Raw genomic sequence first — 15396 nt, forward strand, 5'->3', positions numbered from 1 at the left:
GTAATTCGATGTATATGGACTGACGCCTGCCCGGTGCTGGAACGTTAAGGGGACCTGTTAGCCTTTCGGGGCGAGGCGGAGAACTTAAGCGCCAGTAAACGGCGGTGGTAACTATAACCATCCTAAGGTAGCGAAATTCCTTGTCGGGTAAGTTCCGACCTGCACGAATGGCGTAACGACTTCCCCACTGTCTCAACCACAGGCCCGGCGAAATTGCAGTACGAGTAAAGATGCTCGTTACGCGCGGCAGGACGGAAAGACCCCGGGACCTTTACTATAGCTTGACATTGGTATCTGAATGGGCTTGTGTAGGATAGGTGGGAGCCAGTGAAACCTGTACGCCAGTATGGGTGGAGGCAATCTTGAAATACCACTCTGGTTGATTTGGGTATCTAACTTCGGACCGTTATCCGGTTCAGGGACAGTGTCTGGTGGGTAGTTTAACTGGGGCGGTTGCCTCCTAAAGGGTAACGGAGGCGCCCAAAGGTTCCCTCAGCCTGGTTGGCAATCAGGTGTTGAGTGCAAGTACACAAGGGAGCTTGACTGTGAGACTGACAGGTCGAGCAGGGACGAAAGTCGGGACTAGTGATCCGGCACTTGCGAGTGGAAGCGGTGTCGCTCAACGGATAAAAGGTACCCCGGGGATAACAGGCTGATCTTCCCCAAGAGTCCATATCGACGGGATGGTTTGGCACCTCGATGTCGGCTCGTCGCATCCTGGGGCTGTAGCAGGTCCCAAGGGTTGGGCTGTTCGCCCATTAAAGCGGTACGCGAGCTGGGTTTAGAACGTCGTGAGACAGTTCGGTCCCTATCCGCCGTGCGCGTAGGATACTTGAGAAGGGCTGTCCCTAGTACGAGAGGACCGGGACGGACGAACCTCTGGTGTGCCAGTTGTCCCGCCAGGGGCACGGCTGGTTAGCTACGTTCGGAAGGGATAACCGCTGAAAGCATCTAAGCGGGAAGCCTGCTTCAAGATGAGGTATCCCACCCACCTATGGTGGGGTAAGGCCCCCAGCTAGACGACTGGGTTGATAGGCCGGAAATGTAAGCCCGGTAACGGGTTCAGTTGACCGGTACTAATAGGCCGAGGACTTGACTACGAAGCTGCTACGCGTCCACTGTGCAACTCTGAACAAGCAAACACCCCGACTGGTCACACGACCAGCCCGCGCGTGTGTTGATATGTTCATAGAGTTACGGCGGTCATGGCGGAGGGGAAACGCCCGGTCACATTCCGAACCCGGAAGCTAAGCCCTCCAGCGCCGATGGTACTGCACTCGGGAGGGTGTGGGAGAGTAGGACACCGCCGGACAACTTTCACAGTAAGCCCACCCCGCGGGGTGGGCTTACTGCATTTCCCCCGTGGTTCGGTGAATCGCCCCGGACAGGAGCCCTCACCTCGTACCGTCGATGCTGGACCCGGCTTCGGGGGGTCGCATCAGCTCAACGGAAAACGTGACGTGGAGTACGCCTCGTTCGCAATCGGAGCGGACCGGTCGGGGTACCTGCTGACCGTACGACCGGAACTGACCGTCGGGAGCGGCGGAGGCAGGAGTGGTCATGAAGATCGGAATCATTGGTTCGGGGCACATCGGCGGCACCCTCACCCGGCGGCTGCGTTCCCTCGGGCACGACGTGACAGTCACGAACTCGCGGGGGCCGCAGAGCCTGACCGAGCTGGCCCAGGAGACAGGTGCGGTCGCCGGCACCCTCGAGCAGGCCGTCCAGGACGCGGAGGTGGTGGTCGTGGCGATCCCACTGCTCGTGGTGCCCGAGCTGCCGGCACCACTCTTCGACGGCAAGATCGTCGTCGACGCGAACAACTACTACCCGCAGCGTGACGGTGACATCGCCGAGCTGCTCGACCGCAGCCTCAGCTCCAGCCGGTGGACCGCCGATCACCTCAAGGGTGCCCGGGTGGTGAAGACCTTCAACAACATCCAGGCCGCGCACCTGATGGACCAGGGCAAGCCCGCTGGCGCCGGTGAGCGGATCGCGCTGCCGGTGGCCGGTGACGACGCCGACGCCAAGCAACTGGTGATGCAGCTCGTCGACGCGCTCGGCTTCGACCCGGTGGACGCGGGCACCCTCGACGAGAGCTGGCGGCAGCAGCCAGACACCCCCGTCTACGGCACCGACCGGGATGCCGAGGGCGTCCGCCAGGGACTCGCCGACGCCCGTCCCTGACCAGGCCTGGCGCATCCGGGGAACACCCCGGGCGGGGGCGCACCCGGGAACATCCAGGGCAGGCGGATCGGGAACACCCCGGGCATACCCGGAAAGCACGGAGCCCCGCCGGCGATCAGCCGGCGGGGCTCGTCCGTGCCTGGGCCCGGCGGGCCTCGAACCGCGCTCGTGCCGGGGCCGCCACTACCGGGCCGGCCTGACTGCGCCACCACCTCGCCCCCGACCGTGGCCCGCGCACGTCTGCCGTCCCGGCGACGGTGCCAGCGGGGCCTCGATCAGCGCTCGGATCCAGGGAGCGGGTGGGCTCAGGGAACGGGTGGGGATCAGGAGGGCTTGGGACCGCAGACGAAGTTGGGCTCGGGGTCGTAGGTCCAGCTGAACTTCTCCCGCTTGACGACCTTGCCGTCCTTCTTGATGACCCGGTACGCGTCCTGGCTGAAGCCGGTGCTGCCGGCGGCGGCGATGCACTTCGGGCCGGGCTCCAGGTGGACCGTCTTCGGCGAGGTGATGTTGCGGCGGGGGCCGTACTCGGTCTTGACGCTGTCGTAGATCTTGGTGCTCCACATCGACACGGTGATCGTGTTCGAGGTGTACGCGGTGTCGATCAGCACCCCGTACGGCGTGTTGTTGCGGAACTTGAAGTCCAGGTCCGGCCAGAAGATCGTCGACTCGATCACCGCCGGGTAGCGGCTGAAGTAGAAAGAGTGCGGCTTGTGCTCGACGTCCTGGAGGCCGGCGTAGTAGCTGGCGTTGAAGAGCGTGGTGGTGAACTGGGAGACGCCGCCACCGACCCCGGGGACCAGCTTGCCGCCGACGATCACCGGGGCGTCCTGATAGCCCTGACCGTAGCCGCGCTCACCGGTGTGCGCGTTGAGCGAGAACGTCTCGCCCGGCTGCACGATCGTGCCGTCCACGTCCTTCGCCGCCTGGATGATGTTCTGGCTTCGCGGTGAGGAGAGCCCGCCGGGGAACTTGGTGGAGAAGGTGGAGACCCGCTCCTTGATGCCCAGCTCGGCCAGCTTCGCCTCGGTCAGCTCCGGCTCGGCCGCCTTGAGCTGCCCGGTGACCGTGCGGCCGTCCGTCTTCGGCAGCACCGCCAGCAGGTCCCGCCCCAGCGCCGCCGAGTCGAGCTGCTGCCCGGCCCGGCCCGGCACCACCTTCGGCTTGCCGCCGGAGATGGTCAGGCCGGCGTCCTTCGGCGTGGACTCGATCGCGGCCAGTTTGCTGCCGAGCGCCGACCGGAGCCGCTTCACGTCGACCTTCGGCGTCAGCTTCCCTTCGTCGTCGGCCGGGAAGCGCAGCGCGCGGGCGATCACCGCCGGCGGGACGCTTACCGACCCCTTGTCGGAAGTGATCGTGACCGGCGCGGCCACGGCCGGCTTCGCCAGCTCGGCGACCAGCCGGTCCACCTCCTCCCGGGTGGTCACCGGGTTCTTCTCCACCACCGGCACCGTCACCGGTTGCCCGGCCAGCCAGCCCGCGCGGACCACCTGTGCCGACTGCTCCGGATCCAGCGTCAGGCTCGGCCTGGGGTACACCGGCTTCGGGGTGGTGCCGGTGAAGATGATCGCCGGCATCGTCATGTCCCGGCCCTGCTTGCCGAGGACAGTCTTCAACGCCGCGTCCAGCTTGGCGGCGTCCACGGTCACCACCGGGTCGACCGTACGGGAGCCGAACAGCCGGTCCACCGGGTGTGCCTGCGCGGCGGTGGCGGCGGCGACGGTGGCGTCCACGTCCACGGTCAGGCCGACGTCGGCGGGGTTGATCTCCGCCCGGTTCTCGCCCACCACCACGGTCAACGGGGAGTTCATCGTGCCGGCCCGCTTCTCCAACTCGGCCCGCAGCTCCTTCGTCGCGTCGGCGCGGCTGCGGCCACCCAGCTCGGCGCCGAGCACGCTGGTGCCGCGCGGGACGTCCCCGGCGTACGCCCAGGCACCCGCGCCGACCACCCCGGCCAGCACCGTAGCGGTCACCCCACCGGCGAGCAGCACCCGCCCGCGGCGCCACCACGGCCCGCCGCCGGAGCCCGAGCCCGCGGCCCCGCCGGCCGTCGTGGGCTCGTCCTCGCCCGGCCAGCTCACCGCGGTGACCTGCACCGTGGGGCGGTCGTCGGAGACCTGGTTGTCGCCGTACAGGGTCACAGCCACCTCGATCGGACGTACCACACGGGGGGTTGCGGCCCCCGGGGACACCTACGGTAGCCAACCGGACGGCCAGCCGACAGCGTGCGTCCGGCCATCCTCACCACCGCGTGTCGTAGCCGGTCACACGGTGTATGGCCGTTCGTGGCACGGTGTCCGGATGGGCGAACGGGAATTGACGTACGGTGGCGGCGGAATCGACCGGGCGGCGGCGTTGCGCGCTGACCCGCAGTGGCTCGCGGCACAGCTCGCCGCACCCGGCAGCCGGGGGCTGCCGGCCGGGTGACCGGTTTCTGCGCCGGAATCGTCACCCACAGACAACCCTCAGTCGAGCGTTATCAAAAGGTGATGTTTGTCAGTATGCCTCTACTCAGGGTGGCGGAGCCCCCTTCGGTCACGGCGATCTGGGCGAATTGAGCGAACTTCGCGGCCTGGCGATGTTAACCGTCGGTAACATCCGGACATCTTCAAGATTGTTTCCCGTTACCGGCCGGTAGCAAGGGGTCTTGTGAGGTAGGTCGCTTCGCGGGAACATCCAATCCGCGTACTGCACGAGGCCGCCGGCCCGGTGGCAACCGCAGCACCCTCCACCCACCTCCCTCCCGAGCTGCGACCGCGCTCGGTGATGACCCCTCGCCAAGGAGAACCCCGTGAGTGAATCGGAAGGCCGCCAGCTGACCGGCGGGACACGGTGGCGTCGCTTCGCCGCGATGATGGTGCCAGCCACCGCAGTGGCCGGGGCGATCGTCTTCGGCATGTCAAACGGCGCCATCGCCGCGTCGTTCGCCGTCTCCGGCCAGACCTTCAAGGTCGGTGCCTCCACGTTGGAGGGCACCGGCTTCAAGCAGTACGGCGGCTTCGTGAAGGAGAAGGACGGGACCGCCCACCCGGTGGCCGTCTCCGAGATCACCAACGCCAAGCTCTACGACCTCTGCCAGTCGGTGAAGGTGCCGGACATGCCGATCGTGCTCACCATCAATGCCGGTGGCGGCGGCAAGCCGGCGACGGCCGAGGGCCTGCTCATCGACATGGATTCGCTCGGGGGCGACGCGGAGTTCACCAACATCAAGATCGGTCGGGACGCCACCGACCTGAATGCCGGCGCCACCCCGAAGTCCTTCGGCCAGAGCGCCGACAAGGTCGTCATCAAGGACCTTGAGCAGGTGGCCCGTTCCACCAGTGCTGGTGTCTTCACCCTGAACGGCCTGAAGTTGAAGGTCAACGTCGGTGCCGCCGCCAAGGAGTGCTTCTGATCTGAGGACCGGGCCCGTGGCGGACACCGCGACGGGCCCCGGCTCTGTCCACCCACGTCAGAACCGCCAGGAGGACACGTGAAATCCGCCCCAGCGCGGCCTGCCCGACAGAGCTGGATCGCTCGGGCGTGGCGCGCTTTCCGCCGGTGGCGACGGGTACGGCCGTTCTGGGGCGGACTCCTCACCGCGCTGGCCGGCCTGGAGATCTTCGCCACCACCCAGATGAGCCTCGGTGGTCTCACCTTCCAGATGGGGCCGACCGGCTTTCTGTCCTGGCTGATCCCGGTCATCCTGGTCGCCTGCGGGATGCTGATGTGGTTCACGCCGCAGCAACGCTACTTCTACGCCGTCATCGCGGCGGTGACGGCTGTCTACTCCCTGATCGGGGTCAACCTCGGTGGGTTCTTCATCGGGCTGCTCCTGGGCATGGTGGGGAGCGCGCTGGGCTTCGCCTGGGTCCCGGCCCGCAGCCCGGCACCTCTTGCCGCCGGGAACGAGACGGTCACCCAGCCGGATGGGCCAGCAGAGGAGACACCCCTCGTCGACGAGTTGATGCCGCCGCGCCGGGAGGAGCACACCACCGGGCCACTGACCGACACGTTGCCCCCACCGCGCAATCCGCTCCGCGAGACGGCAGTGGTGGACCGGGAGGGAACCGGAGGCACCGACACCACGCAGGTCCTGCCGGCGGTCGAGCCGGGCGGTGGCCCCTACCGCCCGCACCATCGGGATCCGCGGCTGTACGCGGTCCTGCTGGTGCTGACCACCACCTTCATGGTCGCGTCGCTCGCGGTCCGTGGGGCGCAACCGGCACTCGCGGAGCCAGCCTGCCCGGGGCCGACGAAGGCCGCGTCAGCACCTGGTCCACGCCCGTCCGCTCCGGCCGGTCCGAGCCCCACGCCGTCCGACAGTCCGGGCCCCATGCCGTCCGGGACGCCCGGGGGTAACCTGCTCACCGACCTCCTCGACGGCGTCACCAGCCTGTTCACCGGCGACGACAGCGACGCCGGGACGGCTGCGGCCCGGGGGAACCCGGCGCGTTCCTCGAAGGCATCCCCGACCCCCGAGCCCATTCTCAGCAGGCCAGTCGTCGGTTCCGGTGCTCGACCCGGGCCGAGCACCACCGTCCCGGCCCAGGGGTCCACCTCCCCCTCTCCGACGGAATCCGCCCGGCCCAGCCGGGGAACCTGCGGAAAGCCGGTTCCGAGCGCTTCGAAGCGGGTCGAGGTCGGCAAGCCGTTACCGAGGATCGCCGCCGAACCGGGACAGCCGACGGTAGCCCGCCAACCGTCCAAGTTGACCGGCACCAAGGTCACCATGACCGGGCTGCGGTTCGAGGGGATCGTCGACCTGCCCACCTCGGACGGCACGCTGACGGTGCTGAAGTTCAGCATGAGCAAGGCGGTCACCGCCGACTTCATGCTTGTCGCGGACGGTCCGGCAGGTCGCCACCAGCGGTACGTCACCGACGAGCTGACCGTACGGGGCGACGTCGCGTTCTACGCCACCCGGTTCGTCGGCCGGCTGCTCGGCATCAAGATCACGCTGACCCCGGACCTGCCGTTTCCCGACGGCATCCCGATCACCTCACCGGTCCCGATCACCTTCACCGACCCGGTGATCGACCTGGCGTTCGTCGACTCCGACACGCTGACCGCCCGACCCGCGCTGGTGCTCGACCTCTCCTGAGCTTTCCTCCACCCCCAGGTGCGTCGGGGGCGGGCACCCGCCCGCCCCCGACCACTGATCCCGGCCTGCGGCCCACCCGGCAGGGGCCGGGACCCGCCCGGCCGGCGTACCGCATCCGGCTCCGCTGGCCTGAGCGGGCGGGTGCCCGGTCACGGTTCAGAGGCGGGCCAGTGCCCGGCGCAGCGGGTCGAGCCCGAGCGCGCCCAGGTCGAGCGCCTGCCGGTGGAACTCCTTCAGGTCGAAGTCGGCACCCCGCCGGGCCTTCGCGTCCTCCCGGGCCTGGAGCCAGATCCGCTCGCCCACCTTGTACGACGGCGCCTGCCCCGGCCAACCCAGGTAACGGTTCAGCTCGAACCGTAGGTTCTCCTCCGGCACCCGGCAGTGCGTGCGCATGAACTCCCAGCCCAGTTCCGGCGTCCACCGCTCACCCGGGTGGAACCCGAACGGATTGTCCCGTGGGATCTCCAGCTCCAGGTGCATGCCGATGTCGATGATCACCCGGGCCGCCCGGAACGCCTGCCCGTCCAGCATGCCGAGCTTGTCGCCCGGGTCCTCCAGGTAGCCCAACTCGTCCATCAGCCGCTCTGAATAGAGCGCCCAACCCTCGCCGTGGCCGGAGACCCAGCACAGCAGCCGCTGCCAGCGGTTGAGCAGCTCCGCCCGGACGGCGGTCTGGGCGACCTGGAGGTGGTGGCCGGGGACGCCCTCGTGGTAGACCGTGGTCACCTCGCGCCAGGTGGAGAACTCGGTGACCCCCTGCGGCACCGCCCACCACATCCGGCCAGGACGGGAGAAGTCCTCGCTCGGCCCGGTGTAGTAGATCGACCCGTCACTGGTCGGGGCGACGCAGCACTCGATGCGGCGTACCTGCTCGGGGATGTCGAAGTGGGTGCCGTGCAGCTCGCCGATCGCCTTGTCGGCCAGCGCCTGCATCCAGTCCCGGAACGCCTCCTTGCCACGGATGGTCCGGGCCGGGTCGGCGTCCAACGCGGTCACCGCCTCGTCGATGGTGGCACCCGGGCCGGCGATCCGGGCGGCCACCGTCCGCATCTCGGCCTCCAACCGGGCCAGCTCCGCGAAACCCCAGGCGTACGTCTCGTCCAGGTCGACCTTCGCGCCGAGGAAGTACTGCGAGGCCAACTCGTAGCGCTCCCGGCCGGCGGCCTGCTTGTCCCGCCCGTGCGGGACCAGTTCGGTACGCAGGAACTGGCCGAACTCCGCGGTCGCCGCGGTCGCCGCCGCCGCACCCCGGCGCAGCTCGGTGCCGAGCGTGCCGTCGACGTCCAACCGCTGCACCAGGCCGTGGAAGAAGTTGTCGCCGTGCGGATCGGTCCAGCTGTCGCACTGCTTGGCCACCTCGGCCAGCTGCACCTTGGAGCTGACCCGGCCGGCGGCGGCGGCTTCGCGCAGGGTGGTCTTGTAGCCCTCCAACGTGCCGGCGAAGCGGTTGAGGCGGGCGGCGACATCGGCCCGGCCCTGCTCACCCTCGGTGGACATCAGGTCGAAGACCATCCGGATCTCGTGCAGCCCGCTGGCGATCACGTTCACCTCGCTGGTGATCTCGCCCGCCTCGTAACGGGCCAGCTCCAGGCCGAGGCGTTCCTGCATGGCCTCCTTGGCGGTCCGCTCCGCCACTGACTCCGGCTCGGTCACGTCCAGGTCGGCAAGGGTGCGCCGGGTCAGCTCGGCCCGTGCCTCGTAGCCGGCGGGCGAGAGGTCGTCGAGTTGGTCGTCGTAGCCGGAGATACCGACGTAGGTGGCGCCGGTCGGGCTCAGCGGTGCCCAGTCGGCCACGTACCGGTTCGCGAGGTCATCGATTCGTCCCACGCTGCGACCCTACGTGATCGTCGGTTCCGGTTGTCGAACACGCTTGTCGGGTTCGGGGCAGCAGGCGGGCCGGGGCGAAGTCGATCGGGAAGGGCAACCGGGAGCGCAGCCGTTGGCCACCGACCGCCCGGCACACGACCGGGTAGCCGCCGCCGTCGTCCCTACCCCACAGGGTCGCGGTCATCCGCTGGGGTCGCCGATCCAGCTCCACTCGCAGGAACCACGGCACCCCCGCCGTCGCGCAACGGCGCAGCCGGTCGACCGGGTCCGGCCGGTCACCGCGCCGGACGAACTCCACCGCCATCGTGCACAGTGTCGCCGTCACCCAGCGTTCCTGCTCGTCGTCGGCCGGCAGGGAGTGCAGGACGGTGACGTCCGGTTGGATCCAGCAGGACGCGGTGAAGGTCAGGTTGACCCGGCCGAGCACGTGCCGGCCGGTCGCCTCGGCCGCCGGGACAAACGCGCTGGCCAGAGCCGCCGTCGCCACACTTTCGACGGCCGGCGGGAACGGGGTGACCACCAGCCGGCCGTCGACGCACTCGTGCCGGGCACCGGCCAGCGCGCCGGCCGGCAGGTGCCGCTCCGCCTGCCGTACGGTCCAACCACCGGCCAGGGCCGGCACCGGTGCGGCACCGTTCGTCGACGACCTCAATCACGACACCTCCGGTCGATCAACGAGGCGGAGCCGCCGGAGTTCCTGTCGCCTGGCTCAGGGCAGCAGGTCACCCGGACCGCCGGGATCGTCCGCAAGTCGGATGGTCTCTGTGGCCGACGACACGGTGGCCGAAATCCGCGGGACTTCGTCGTGCCACTGCGGCAGAGTGCAAGGGGTGACAGGCCACACCACCCCTGACCGAGCCGCGCTGCGAACCTGGCTGCCGGGCTTCCTCGCCCTCGCCGCGATCTGGGGCTCCAGCTTCCTGTTCATCAAGGTCGGCATCGCGGAACTGCACCCGCTGCACCTCACCCTCTACCGGGTGGCGACCGGCGCGGCGACGCTGCTGGTGGTGTTGGTGCTGCTCCGGGACCGGCTGCCCCGCGAGCCCAGGGTCTGGGTGCACATGGTGGTGGTCGCCGCCTTCGGTGTGGCGATCCCGTTCACCCTCTTCGGCTACGGCGAGCAACGGGTCGAGTCGATGCTCGCCGGCATCTGGAACGCCACCACACCGCTGTTCGTGCTGCCACTGGCGGTGCTGGTCTTCCGTACCGAGCGGTTGACCGCGCGGGCCGCCGTCGGGCTCGGGCTGGGCTTCCTCGGCGTGCTGGTGGTGCTCGGCGTCTGGGAGGGGGTGGGCGGGGCGCACTTCGCCGGCCAGTTGATGTGCTTCGGTGCGGCGGCCTGCTACGGGGTGGCCATTCCGTACCAGAAGAGGTTCGTCGCCGGCAGTGCCCACTCCGGGCTGTCGCTCTCGGCGGCGCAGCTGCTGGTGGCCACCGCTCAGCTGGCGGTCGTCGGGCCGCTGGTGGCCGGGGTGCCGCCGGCACCGACCGGTCTGTCGTGGCCGGTGGTCGGGAGCGTGCTGGCGCTCGGTGCGCTCGGCACCGGGCTGGCCTTCGTGATCAATCTGCGCAACATCCGGATGGCCGGGGCGAGCACCGCCGCCACGGTGACCTACCTGGTGCCGATCTTCGCGGTGCTGATCGGCGCGCTGGTGCTCGGCGAGCGGCTGAACTGGCACCAGCCGGCCGGTGCGCTGGTCGTACTGCTCGGCGTTGCCGTCGCACAGGGCCTGCTCGGCCCCCGCCGACCCCGCCGGACGCCCGCTGCGGCCAGCTCGTCCGGCGTCGAGCCGTTGTCCGGCGTCGAGCCGTTGTCCGGTGGGGTGCGCCGGTCAGGCACGCCGTCCGCTGCCGGGCGGTGACCGGGTCCCCGTCAGCCCGCCCTCCGCGATGATCGACTCCAGGGAGTCGTAGTTGCGGTGTCCCGCCAGCTCGGATACCGCAACCAGGCCCCCGGGGAGCGGATCATCGCGGGCGTTGGGCGTTGGGCGTTGGGCGTCGGGCGTCGGGCGACCGGCAGGAGGCGGGACCCGGGTCAGGGGCGGGTCAGGGGCGGGTCAGGAGTGGGTGCGGGTGCGGGTCCAGTCGACCAGGCGGTCGGCCGGCCAGGTGTTGACCACCCGGTCGGCGGGGACACCGCACAGGGCGGCCCGGACGCAACCGAACCGCTGCCAGTCGAGCTGCCCGGGGGCGTGCGCGTCGGTGTCGATGGCGAACCGGCAGCCGGCCTCCAGGGCGCGGCGGATCAGCCGCTTCGGCGGGTCCTGCCGCTCCGGCCGGGAGTTGATCTCCACGGCCACGTCGTGCTCGGCGCAGGCGGCGAAGACGGCGTCTGCGTCGAAGTCGCTCTCGGGGCGGGTCCGCGCCCGGTGCCCCCGGTCGCCCGGGCCGGTCACCCCGGCCGGTCGGGACGACACCATCCGCCCGGTGCAGTGGCCGAGGATGTCCAGGTGCGGGTTGGCGACCGCGGTGAGCATCCGGCGGGTCATCCTCGCCCGTTCGTCGCGCAGGCCGCTGTGCACCGAACCGACCACCACGTCGAGCCGGGCCAGCAGCTCCTCGTCCTGGTCGAGGGAGCCGTCGGCGAGGATGTCCACCTCGATCCCGGTGAGGATGCGGAAGCCCTCGGGCAGCGCCGCGTTCACCGCCGCCACATGGTCGAGCTGCTGGCGCAGCCGGTCGGCGGTGAGCCCCCGGGCCACCGTCAGCCGGGGCGAGTGGTCGGTCAGCACCACGTACTCGTGGCCGATCTCGACAGCGGCGAGCGCCATCTCCTCGATCGGTGACCCGCCGTCGGACCAGTCCGAGTGGGTGTGGCAGTCGCCACGCAGCGCGGCCCGCAGCGCGCCGGCCGCCTCGTCCAGGTCGGTGCCCTCGGTGGCGACCAGCCGGCGCAGGTAGACCGGTTCCTCGCCGGCCAGCGACTCGGTGACGCAGCGGGCGGTGACGTCACCGACGCCGGGCAGTTCGGTGAGCGTTCCGGCCCGGTTCCGGTCGGTCAGCTCCGTCGCCGGCAGCGCGGCGAGGGCGGTCGCCGCCGAGCGGAACGCGCGTACCCGGTAGGTGGCCTCGTTTGCCCGCTCCAGCAGGAACGCGATCCGACGCAGGTCGGCGACGGGGTCTCTGGCGCTCATGTCTGGTCAACCTACGCGTCCGCGCCGCCGGTCGGGGGACGACCGGCGGCGCGGAGTGTGGACAGCAGGGACGGATCAGGAGTACGGCAGCTTCACCACCGACTGGTTGCCGATGCCGAGGGTGGACGGGTTGACGCCGATCGCCGACCAGACCTCCACCTTCACCGTGCCCCGGGAGAGGTTGCCCAGCGTGCCGACGGCGGAGTGCAGCCCGGCGTTCTGCGTGTAGTGCTCGTAGCCGGGCACCGGATCGGTGGCGAAGTAGCGGTACGTCTCCACCCGGTCGAAGGTGCCGTCACCGGTCAGGTCGTAGGAGACCCGGGCCTGCACGCCGTTGCCTACCGACTGGCCGGCGTCGAGGAACAGGTCGAACCCGGTCTGGCCCCCGGCGTAGGTCAGGTTGAGCCCGGTGGCGGTGAAGACCACCGGGTTGGCCGGGGTGCCGTCGTGGTTCGTGCCACCGGTGCCGGCCACCGTGGCCGTCGTCGCGGTGCCGGAGGCCCCGAGCCCGCCGCCGGGCAGCAGGAACCTGGTCGGCGAGCCGGCCGGCGGGGTGGTCGGCGGCGGGGTCGGGCTGGTCGGGGTCGGCGACGGGCCGGTCGGCGTGGGGCTCGGCCCGGTCGGGGTGGGGGTGGGCGACGTGGTCGGGGACGTGGTCGGCGTGGGGCTCGGGTTGGTGCCGCCGGCCGCGTTGCCACCGCTCCAGGTGTACGCCCCGGTGGTGGCGGTCTTCCCGGCGGCCACGGTGAGGCTGGTGCCGTCGGAGAAGCGCACGGTCAACGGCGCGGCGGTGATGTTGCTTGCCACGTAGGTGCGTGCGCCGTTGCGGTTGAACACGGCGGCCAGCGGATGGTTGGCGGTGACCGTGGTGTCGACCTGGCCGAGCGCGGCGAGGTTGCGGATCCAGTGGAAGGTGTGTGCCCGGCTCTCGCCCTCCTCCGGGGTGTAACCGGGGTTGGCCCGTAGCTTGGCCAGCGCCGCGTCCGGATCACCGAGGGCCAGGAACTGCCAGAGGATGTCCTGCCACACGGTGGGTTCGCCGCCGTTGTTGCGGACCAGTTCGGCGTAGTTCGCCTTGTTGTAGGCCGGCCGGTAGCCGAGGTAGAGGTGGCCGCCGGTGACCGGGAGCATGTTGATGCCCTGGATCATCTCCGGGTCGGCGCTGAACCAGGTCGCGTACGCCCCACCGTCGCCCCAGACCATGCCGACGGTGGAGTGCCCGAACGTCTCCGGGTAGTTCTCGTTGTCGACGTCGAACCAGTACTCCTGGATGGCGGCGGCCTGGGTGGTGTAGATGAACACGCCCGCGTCGCGGACGGCGGTGTTGCCGGTGGCCTGCCCCCACTGGATCAGAGCGTTGGCGAAGTTCATCCCCTCGGACGAGGACTCCTGGTTGTTGCCGGCGTTGAACGAGCCGTGCCCGGCGGCCCAGTCGTGCCCGGCGTAGATGTCGAAGTCCCGCAGGTAGGGGAAGCGGGTGTCGGACCGGTTGTAGTTGTTGGCGTCCCGGATGAGCAGGTCGACCATGCCGCCGTACTGGCTCTGCGTGGCCCACGTCGGGTCGAACTTGGCAAGCGTCGCCGCCGCCGCGACGAAGTACCCGTAGTGGAAGTGGTGGTCGTTGAGTTCCTGGTCGGACCCGTACGACGCCGGGTAGCCGATCAGGGTGCCCCAGTTGCGGTCGTAGTAGAAGACCTTGGCGGTCTTGCCGGGGGTGGCGGTGAACCAGTCGGTCAGGGTGCTGCGGATGGCGTTGAGCGCCGCGTTGCGGGTCTCGGTGTCACCGACCTGGTCGGCGATCTCGGCGATCCGGGCGGCCCGACCGAGGCCCTTGCCGGTCCAGTAGGTGTCGCCGCCGCGCTGGTCCATCGGGTTGCCCCGGACGGCGGCGAGCTGCTCCTTGAGTTGGGTCAGGTCGGTGCCGGACCCGGTGGCCACGGCGGGCACCTCGGGCAGGACGCCGTGGAACTTCATCGTGGTGCGGAAGGAGGCGACCCCGGTCAGCACCTTCATCCGGCCGCGCGCCGACGGGTAGGTCTGGGTGAGCGGGGTGCTGCCGGCGAGCGACTTCCACTGGTGCGGGTAGAGGCTGACCACGGTCTGGGTGGCGGTGCCCTCCCGGGCGGTGGTGGTGAACGAGTACGTGGTGTCCACCGCGCTGGTCGCCGGGTCGTAGGTGTAGTCGACCCGGGTGCCGGTGACGTGCGCGTGGGCGTACCGGCCGTAGCTGGCGGCCAGGGCGGCGCGGGCGGTGGCGTCGGCGGTGGGCGGCAGCAGGGCGACGGAGAAGTAGCCCTTGCCGGCCAGGGTGGAGGTGATCCGTCCGTTGACGACGGTCCAGCTCGCCCCGGTCGGGGCGTACCCGACGTAGTCGTGGCCCCGGACGGTGAAGCCGATGGTGCCGCCGGTGTTCGACCAGACGGTGGCCGCGCCGCCGGTCGGGTTGATCTGGGCGTCGCCACCGGTGGCCTGGAAGTAGGCGAACGGCAGCCCGTGGCCGATGGTGGCGCGCAGGCTCCGCGCCCCGTCACTCCAGTACGGGGTGACCGTCCAGTCGGACCAGTCGTCGACCTTGACGACAGGTACGCCGAGCGCGGCCACCCCGACCCGGATGTCCTCGGTGTAGGTGTACTTGAACTCGCCCACCCCGGTCGAGGTGCCGGTGACGGTGGCGGTGGACGGGGCCGAGAAGCCGAGCCCGTCGGTGAACGTCTGGTACGACAGCGGGTGGGCGTGCAGCGGTTCGCTGTAGGAGCAGTTCGTCTTCTTCCACAGCAGCGACGACCACCAGTCGTTGGTGGGGATCGGCCCGGCGGGGGCGTTGGCGGTGGCGTACTGCCGGGGGTTGGTGGACAGGTCGCCGCAGCCACTGGGCAGCGGGCCGACCGGGTCGGTGGTGTAGCTGCCGGCGCCGACGGTGGCCGCCTCGGCGGGGGTGCCGACGGTGGTGAGGGTGAGGCCGCCGACGGCGACGGCCAACGCGGTGGTGGTGGCGAGCACCCAGGGGGTGCGACGCCGGGGGACGGGAGGTGTCATGGTGCCTCCTCCGCGCGGAGCCGCTGGGACGGCCAACTGCGCGGTTCGTCGGAATTGGGGAGGATAGTTACCTGAGAGAGCGCTCTCTCACTCGGGACGTTAACCGACGGGTAATACCTACGTCAATGC

At 69.9% G+C, this 15396-nt stretch carries 10 protein-coding genes and 2 rRNA genes (1 of these 12 cut by a window edge); 7 read left to right on the top strand and 5 right to left on the bottom strand.

What is annotated here, in order from left to right; translation table 11 throughout:
• The 3 genes from OHQ87_RS25875 to OHQ87_RS25885 form a co-directional block, all read left to right on the top strand.
• Positions 1-1100, top strand: a 23S ribosomal RNA gene (locus tag OHQ87_RS25875); it begins 2009 nt to the left of the window's first position.
• Between the two features lie 95 nt (positions 1101-1195).
• Positions 1196-1312 (top strand): 5S ribosomal RNA (gene rrf / locus OHQ87_RS25880).
• A gap of 248 nt (positions 1313-1560) precedes the next feature.
• Complete coding sequence (locus OHQ87_RS25885) at positions 1561-2187, top strand: NADPH-dependent F420 reductase (RefSeq protein WP_328342019.1); 627 nt, start codon at positions 1561-1563, stop codon at positions 2185-2187.
• A 323-nt stretch (positions 2188-2510) separates the two neighbouring features.
• Here the strand turns inward: OHQ87_RS25885 and OHQ87_RS25890 are convergent, their stop codons facing one another.
• Positions 2511-4334: a VanW family protein gene (locus OHQ87_RS25890; RefSeq protein ID WP_328342021.1), complete on the bottom strand. Its 1824-nt coding sequence runs from the start codon at positions 4332-4334 to the stop codon at positions 2511-2513.
• Between the two features lie 154 nt (positions 4335-4488).
• Here OHQ87_RS25890 and OHQ87_RS25895 point away from each other — a divergent pair, with 154 nt between their 5' ends.
• From OHQ87_RS25895 to OHQ87_RS25905, 3 genes are all read left to right on the top strand, one after another.
• A complete protein-coding gene (locus OHQ87_RS25895; protein ID WP_328342023.1) occupies positions 4489-4614 on the top strand; it encodes a hypothetical protein in 126 nt (41 codons plus the stop codon).
• A gap of 424 nt (positions 4615-5038) precedes the next feature.
• Complete coding sequence (locus tag OHQ87_RS25900) at positions 5039-5581, top strand: DUF6230 family protein (RefSeq protein WP_328348999.1); 543 nt, start codon at positions 5039-5041, stop codon at positions 5579-5581.
• A gap of 78 nt (positions 5582-5659) precedes the next feature.
• On the top strand, positions 5660-7270 hold the full coding sequence (locus tag OHQ87_RS25905; protein WP_328342025.1) for a DUF6114 domain-containing protein: 1611 nt from the start codon (positions 5660-5662) through the stop codon (positions 7268-7270).
• A gap of 156 nt (positions 7271-7426) precedes the next feature.
• On the opposite strand, the gene OHQ87_RS25910 is transcribed toward OHQ87_RS25905, so the two are convergent.
• Together OHQ87_RS25910 and OHQ87_RS25915 are read right to left on the bottom strand one after the other, a co-directional pair.
• Positions 7427-9097 carry a DUF885 domain-containing protein gene (locus tag OHQ87_RS25910; RefSeq protein WP_328342027.1) on the bottom strand — a complete coding sequence of 557 codons (1671 nt, stop codon included), beginning with the start codon at positions 9095-9097 and terminating at the stop codon, positions 7427-7429.
• Positions 9081-9749, bottom strand: coding sequence for a Uma2 family endonuclease (locus OHQ87_RS25915; RefSeq protein ID WP_328342028.1), 669 nt, complete (start codon positions 9747-9749; stop codon positions 9081-9083). Before OHQ87_RS25915 ends, OHQ87_RS25910 begins: the two co-directional genes overlap by 17 nt.
• 178 nt (positions 9750-9927) lie before the next feature.
• Between OHQ87_RS25915 and OHQ87_RS25920 the strand changes: the two genes are divergently transcribed.
• Positions 9928-10959, top strand: a complete 1032-nt coding sequence (locus tag OHQ87_RS25920; RefSeq protein WP_328342030.1) for a DMT family transporter — start codon at positions 9928-9930, stop codon at positions 10957-10959.
• 195 nt (positions 10960-11154) lie between these two features.
• On the opposite strand, the gene OHQ87_RS25925 is transcribed toward OHQ87_RS25920, so the two are convergent.
• Together OHQ87_RS25925 and OHQ87_RS25930 are read right to left on the bottom strand one after the other, a co-directional pair.
• Entirely contained in the window at positions 11155-12231 is a 1077-nt protein-coding gene (locus OHQ87_RS25925) for a PHP domain-containing protein (protein ID WP_328342032.1), read from the bottom strand.
• 75 nt (positions 12232-12306) lie between these two features.
• Positions 12307-15267, bottom strand: coding sequence for a glycosyl hydrolase (locus tag OHQ87_RS25930; protein ID WP_328342034.1), 2961 nt, complete (start codon positions 15265-15267; stop codon positions 12307-12309).
• Between the last annotated feature and the right edge of the window lie 129 nt (positions 15268-15396).

This window comes from Micromonospora sp. NBC_00421 (assembly GCF_036017915.1).
Lineage (GTDB): Bacteria > Actinomycetota > Actinomycetes > Mycobacteriales > Micromonosporaceae > Micromonospora.

Coding starts and splice junctions, on each gene's coding strand:
- OHQ87_RS25885 (WP_328342019.1), top strand. CDS start 1,561: ATGAAGATCGGAATCATTGGTTCGGGGCACATCGGCGGCACCCTCACC.
- OHQ87_RS25895 (WP_328342023.1), top strand. CDS start 4,489: ATGGGCGAACGGGAATTGACGTACGGTGGCGGCGGAATCGACCGGGCG.
- OHQ87_RS25900 (WP_328348999.1), top strand. CDS start 5,039: ATGATGGTGCCAGCCACCGCAGTGGCCGGGGCGATCGTCTTCGGCATG.
- OHQ87_RS25925 (WP_328342032.1), bottom strand. CDS start 12,231: ATGAGCGCCAGAGACCCCGTCGCCGACCTGCGTCGGATCGCGTTCCTG.
- OHQ87_RS25930 (WP_328342034.1), bottom strand. CDS start 15,267: ATGACACCTCCCGTCCCCCGGCGTCGCACCCCCTGGGTGCTCGCCACC.